This window comes from Leifsonia sp. (assembly GCF_051955155.1).
In the GTDB taxonomy this organism is placed as follows: domain Bacteria; phylum Actinomycetota; class Actinomycetes; order Actinomycetales; family Microbacteriaceae; genus Leifsonia.
Window position 1 is genome coordinate 1 of sequence record NZ_JBQCGZ010000060.1, and the last position, 6,250, is coordinate 6,250.

6 protein-coding genes are annotated in these 6,250 nt (G+C 71.9%); 4 read left to right on the plus strand and 2 right to left on the minus strand.

The features are described from left to right. Together ACTHMF_RS05965 and ACTHMF_RS05970 are read right to left on the minus strand one after the other, a co-directional pair. A partial coding sequence (locus tag ACTHMF_RS05965) for an ATP-binding protein (protein ID WP_440316689.1) occupies positions 1 to 846 on the minus strand: 846 nt, incomplete at its 3' end. 79 nt (positions 847 to 925) lie between these two features. After that, a complete protein-coding gene (locus ACTHMF_RS05970) occupies positions 926 to 1,582 on the minus strand; it encodes a Maf family protein (protein WP_440316692.1) in 657 nt (218 codons plus the stop codon). Positions 1,583 to 1,606: 24 nt separating this feature from the next. Here ACTHMF_RS05970 and ACTHMF_RS05975 point away from each other — a divergent pair, with 24 nt between their 5' ends. From ACTHMF_RS05975 to ACTHMF_RS05990, 4 genes are read left to right on the plus strand one after another with little or no spacing between them, the layout of a single operon-like run. After that, a complete protein-coding gene (locus ACTHMF_RS05975) occupies positions 1,607 to 2,887 on the plus strand; it encodes a class I SAM-dependent RNA methyltransferase (RefSeq protein ID WP_440316690.1) in 1,281 nt (426 codons plus the stop codon). Between the two features lie 38 nt (positions 2,888 to 2,925). Beyond that, positions 2,926 to 3,585 (plus strand): response regulator transcription factor, encoded by a 660-nt coding sequence (locus ACTHMF_RS05980; protein ID WP_314146526.1) that lies wholly within the window; start codon positions 2,926 to 2,928, stop codon positions 3,583 to 3,585. After that, complete coding sequence (locus ACTHMF_RS05985; RefSeq protein ID WP_440316691.1) at positions 3,572 to 4,846, plus strand: ATP-binding protein; 1,275 nt, start codon at positions 3,572 to 3,574, stop codon at positions 4,844 to 4,846. Before ACTHMF_RS05980 ends, ACTHMF_RS05985 begins: the two co-directional genes overlap by 14 nt. Beyond that, entirely contained in the window at positions 4,843 to 5,865 is a 1,023-nt protein-coding gene (locus tag ACTHMF_RS05990) for a hypothetical protein (protein ID WP_314146528.1), read from the plus strand. Before ACTHMF_RS05985 ends, ACTHMF_RS05990 begins: the two co-directional genes overlap by 4 nt. Positions 5,866 to 6,250 lie beyond the last annotated feature (385 nt).

Genomic DNA, 6,250 nt, shown 5'->3' on the forward strand with positions numbered 1-6,250 from the left:
CTTGCCGATCAGGAACTCGCAGGTGCCAGCGCCCTGGTAGCCGACCTCCTTGAGGATGGCCTTGGACGCGCTGTACAGCTTCTCGGTCTGCTCGGGGGTGAGGAACGGCGCCGGCGCCTCCTCGACCAGCTTCTGGTGGCGGCGCTGCAGCGAGCAGTCGCGCGTGGACACGACGACGACGTTGCCGTACGCGTCGGCGAGGCACTGGGTCTCGACGTGGCGCGGCTGGTCGAGGTACTTCTCAACGAAGCACTCGCCGCGGCCGAACGCCGCGATCGCCTCGCGGGTGGCGGAGTCGAACAGCTCGGCGACCTCGTCGCGGGTGCGCGCGACCTTGAGGCCGCGGCCGCCGCCGCCGAAGGCCGCCTTGATGGCGACCGGAAGCCCGTACTGGTCGACGAACTCGAGCACCTCGGACGCGTCGGCGACCGGGTTCAGCGTGCCAGGGGCGAGCGGCGCGCCCACCTTCTCCGCGACGTGCCGTGCCGAGACCTTGTCGCCGAGGCGCTCGATGGCCTCGGGCGACGGGCCGATCCAGGTGAGCCCCGCGCCGATGACGGCGCGCGCGAAGTCCGCGTTCTCGGCGAGGAAGCCGTAGCCGGGGTGCACCGCGTCCGCGCCGGATCGCCGGGCGATGGACAGCAGCTTGTCGATGACGAGGTACGTCTCAGCGGAGGTGGAGCCCTCCAGGGCGTACGCCTCGTCGGCGAGCCTCACGTGGACGGCGTCGCGGTCCTGGTCGGCGTAGACGGCGACGGATGCGATGCCGCTGTCCTTCGCTGCACGGATGACGCGGACGGCGATCTCGCCTCTGTTGGCGATGAGAACCTTGCTGATACGTGGCACAGTTCCCTAGCCTATTGCTCCGATGGGGTCAGCTTTTGGACGATACCCACAAAAATGCATGCGCCGGCTTTCGCGCGCTCTACAACGTCGGCGCTGCGCTCCCCGGCCGGTTCCAGAGCTCCACCCACTCCGCGCCGAGCTCGCGGACGAGGTCGCGCAGCGTGGACAGCGACAGGCCGACGACCGTGCTGGGATCGCCGTCCACCCGGGTGATGAACGGACCGCCCAGGCTGTCGACGGTGAACGCACCCGCCACCTCCAGCGGCTCCCCGCTGGCGACGTAGGCGTCGATCTCGGCGTCGGTGACGTCGGCGAACGTGACCGCGGCGACCGCCGTCGCGCCGACCGCGGCGTTCTCGCGGCCGTCGCGGTGGTCGATCAGCCAGTGGCCGGAGTGCAGCATTCCGGTCCGGCCGCGCTGGGCGTGCCAGCGCTCGCGCGCGACCTCCGGCAGGTGCGGCTTGCCGTGGATGCGGCCGTCGATCGCGAACGCGGAGTCGCCGCCCAGGATGAGGCCGTCGATCGGCTCGCCGTCGAGCGTCCCTCGCACCGCCTCGGCCTTGAGCCGCGCGAGCAGCTGGACCATCTGCTCCGGCGACAGCGGACCGTGCTCCGCCTCCGCCGCGGCGACGGCGGCCGGCTCGTCGACGTGCGACGGCACGACGACCGGTTCGATGCCCGCAGAGCGCAGCAGCGCGAGGCGTGCGGGGGAGGTGGAGGCGAGGTAGAGGCGCATGGTCACCTGTGGGATGCTCGATGGATGCCCCAGAAGGATGAGGTCGACCTCGACATTACCAACGTCGCGCACGGCGGCGTCTTCGTCGCCCGCCACGAGGGCAGGGTCGTCTTCGTCCCGGACACGCTCCCCGGCGAACGGGTGCGGGCGCGCATCGCCGACCGCACGCACGACCGGTTCTGGCGCGGCGAGACCGTCGAGGTGCTCGAGCCGGCGCCCGAGCGCCAGGAGCACGTCTGGGCCGCCGCCTCCATCGACAGGGAACCGGGACACCGCGCCGGGGGCGCCGAGTTCGGCCACATCCGGCTCGACCACCAGCGCGAGCTGAAGCGCCGCGTGATCGTGGACGCGCTGCAGCGCACCGCGAAGCTCGGCGCCGAGGAGCTGGACGCCCTCGGCCCCGTCGTCGTCGAGCCGGTCGACGGCGAGACCGACGACGGAACGGGCTGGCGCACCCGCGTGCGCCTGCAGGTCGGGGCCGACGGCGGCATCGGCCCGTTCGCGGCCCGCTCCCACACCGTCGTGCCCGTGCGCGACCTGCCGCTGGGCACCGGCCTCGTGAACGAGTCCACCCCGTTCGGTCAGACCTTCCCCGGCGCAGAGTCGGTGGATGTCGTCGCGACCGGCCTCGGCACCGCGCACGTGCTCGTCAACGACGCTCCGGTGCGGAAGGGCAGGCGCGTCCTCCGGCCGCGGTACCGTCCGGTCCCGATCCGGGAGCGCGTCGGCGACCGTGAGTTCCGGCTCGACGCGCGCGGCTTCTGGCAGGTGCACCGCGGCGCGGCGGCGACGCTGACGGCGGCGGTCCAGGAGGCGGTCGACGAGGCGCTCTTCGACCCGCGCGCCGCCAACCTCGACCTGTACGGCGGCGTCGGCCTGCTCGCGGCGGCGCTCGGCGACCGGTTCGGCTCAACGCTGCGGATCACCTCGGTCGAGTCGGACGAGCGCGCAACGGACGACGCCGCGGAGAACCTGGCCGAGTGGATCGGCGCCTCCGCCGTCACCGCGCGCGTCGAGCACTTCGTGACCGGCCTCGCCGTGGAGGCGACCGCCGCGGAGCGGGCCAGGCTGCGCGCGGCGACCGTCGTGCTCGACCCGCCGCGCTCCGGTGCCGGCCGCGCCGTCGTCGAGGCGGTGGCGGCGATGCGTCCGGCGCAGATCGTCTACGTCGCGTGCGATCCCGTCGCGCTGGCCAGGGACCTCGCCTTCTTCCGCGAGCACGGCTACCCGCTGCGCTCGCTGCGCGCGTTTGATCTCTTTCCGAACACGCACCACGTGGAAGCCGTCGCCACGCTGACGCCGTGACCGACGCGGAGCGCGCGTGCCCCACTACGATGGTCAGCATGGTGCGGGTGTCAATCGTCGACGATCATGAATCCGTGCGTCTCGGGCTCAAGGCGGCCTGTCAGGACGCCGGGTACGAGGTGGTCGTCGCGGCTGCGACGGTGGACGACTTCGTCGCCCAGCTCGGGTCGCAGGAGTGCGACGTTGTCGTGCTCGACCTCTCCCTCGGCGACGGCTCGAAGGTGACGGACAACGTCAAGCGGGCGCAGGCCACCGGGGCAGCGGTGCTGGTGCACAGCATCGCGGACCGGGTCGCGAGCGTCCGCGAGGCGCTCGCCGCGGGTGCCGCCGGTGTCATCCCGAAGTCCTCGCCGACGACGACCGTCATGAACGCGATCGAGACGGTCGCGCGCGGCGACGTGCTCAACAACCTGGAGTGGGCGACCGCGATCGACGCCGACAGCGACTTCGCCAAGGCCCAGCTCGGCCGCCGCGAGCGCGACGTCCTGCACCTCTACGCCTCCGGCCTGCCGCTGAAGGCGGTCGCCGCCCAGCTCGGCATCGCCAACTCCACGGCGCGCGAGTACCTCGACAGGATCCGCGTGAAGTACGTCGAGGTCGGCAGGCCCGCCCCGACCAAGGTGGACCTGCTGCGCCGCGCGGTGGAGGACGGGATCCTGCCCGGGCTCGATCCAGAAACGGGCAATGAGCGCTCCTAGCGCGCCCAGGACGGTGCCGGGCGCCCCCGCCGAGGGGACGAAGCCGCGCAACCCGCTCAGCCGGGCGCGCATCGAGCGCATCGCCGACCGCACGGTCTCGGCGTTCGGCCTCGTCTTCGGGCTGCAGACCTTCCCGACGGCCATCGGCCAGCTGCACGCCCTGGTCGCCCCGTGGGGGCTGGTCATGCTCATCGCGGTGTTCGGCGGTCTGGCCGTCACCGTGGTCCTCGCGATCTTCCAGCGCTACGTGAAGACCGCGATGGGCATCCTGGCCGTCGTCTACCTGATCGCGATCGTCACCTGGCCGCTGCTGGTCGCCGACCCCTCCGCGTTCACCTCCGACAAGCCGTGGGTCTGGTTCCTCTGCTCCGTCTTCACCGCGTTCGCGGCCGTGGCGTACCCGCTGTGGCTGGCGATCGCCTACACCTTCATCACGCCGGTCGCCTACGGCATCGTCCGGGCGCTCCCGGCCGGCGGCGGCGTCGGCGCTGAGCTCGCCGGGCTGGACGCGGTCTACGCGATCATCCTGGGCGGCGTCATCCTCGCGATCATCGCGATGATGCGGCAGGCGTCAACGGCGGTGGATGTCGCCCAGAGCCAGGCGCTGGCGAAGTACGGCAACGCCGTCCGCCAGCACGCGACCGAGGTGGAGCGCGTCCAGGTCGACGCGATCGTGCACGACAGCGTGCTGACGACACTGCTCTCCGCCGCGAGCGCGCGGACGCCGGAGGCGAAGGAGCTCGCGGCCCGGATGGCCGCGGCCGCGATCGGCCACCTGCACGCCGCGGAGGCGTCCGGGCCGGAGGACCAGTCCCAGGTGGGCCTGGAGCGGCTGTCCGAGCGCCTGCTCACCGCGGCGAACGCGTTCTCCTCTCCGTTCGAGGTGGACTCCAGGGACGCGGAGCTGCAGAGCCTGCCGGTCAACGTCGCAGAGGCCGTCTACTCGGCGGCCGTGCAGGCGATGGTGAACAGCACGCAGCACGCCGGAGGCGCCGACGTGCACCGGACGCTGACGATCCGCGGCGGCACCGACGGCTCCACCGTCCGGATCGTGGTGGAGGACGACGGCCGCGGCTTCAACGCGGACGACGTCCCGGCCGAGCGCCTCGGACTGCGGGTCAGCATCCAGGAGCGGCTCGCCAAGGTGGGCGGCCGCGCGACGGTCCGCTCGGCTCCCGGCGAGGGAACGACGGTGACCATCGCCTGGCCGGCGGGGGAGCGCGCCCCGGTGTCGGAGCGGGAGCAGGAGCGCGCGGGATGATCACCCTCAACCGGCTGCTGTTCCTCGGGCTCGGAGCCCTCTTCTCCGCGTACCACCTCTTCCTCGCGCTGTCCTCGCTCTCGACGCCGGACAGCCCGCTGCCGGTGATCGTCGCGATGGCGCTCTACGCGGTCGCGACCGTGATCAGCCTGTGGCCGACGAGTCCGACCAGGATGCCGCTCTGGCTCGCCGCCTTCGACCTCGCGGTCTGCGTTGTCATCCCGATCCTGGTCACGAGCCAGCTGGACGCCGCGAAGGACAACGGCTACGCCACCTGGTACGTCGCCGCGGTCGGCACGTTGATGACGATCGCCGCGGTCCGCCGGCAGCAGTTCGTGGCGTGGGCCGGCGTCGCCTTCCTCGCCGTGCAGACGGTGGTGTGGGCCGGTTTCGGCGCGCTCGCCGGTCTCGGAGTGATCGGCTCGGTGGTGTGGGTCGGTGTCGCCGTCGTCATCTCCAACTCGCTCGCGAAGGCCGGCAGGGACGCCCTGCAGTTCGCGCGCGCAGAGCGCGAGGCGACCGAGTGGCAGGCGGCGCAGGAGGCGCACGTCATGGAGCGCCAGCTGCGGCTGCGGCAGACCTACCGGGTGGCCGCCCCGATGCTCGCCGAGATCGTCCGCCGCGGCGGCGACCTGACCGAGGCGGAGCGCCGGGAGTGCCGCTACCTGGAGGGCGCCATCCGCGACGAGATCCGCGGTCGCCGGCTGCTCAACGACGACGTGCGGCACGAGGTCATGGACGCGCGCCGTCGTGGAGTCGTGGTGTCGCTGCTCGACGAGGGCGGCATCGACGACCTGGACCAGCGCGGCCTGGACACGGTGCTGCGGCGCCTCGCGGACGCGATCCGGGGTACGACCACCGACAAGCTGATCGTCCGCACCGTTCCGCGCTCGTCGAAGACCGCCGTGACGGTCGTGGGCCTGCGCATGTCGGACGACGGGGCGGCGAACGCGCTCGGCGCCGAGTCGGACGACGACGAGGTCGACCTCTGGCTCGAGATCCCGCGCCCCATCTCCTGAGCCCGCTCGCCACTCGTCACGAATCGCGCCCATTCGTGACGAATGACGCCGACTCCTGACGAGCGGCGGCCATTCGTGACGAACGACGGATGACGCCGGTTCGTAGCGGGTGGCGGTGATTCGTGGCGAGTGGCGGTGATTCGTAGCGAGTGGCGGGGATTCGTGACGAGTGGCGGCGATTCGTGACGAAAGGGCGCGGGCGGGGGGCGATGGGCCTTAACGAGGAGAAAGGGGCCGACACCCGAATTGTCGGCCCCTTTTCAAACCCCGAGTCAGGGCGACAACCCGAATATCGCCCTGACTCGCCCCCAAAGCACTCGCCCGCTTACCCTAGTCGGCGAGTGATTGGCGGTGTGACTCACGAGGAGAGACACCTAGCAATAAC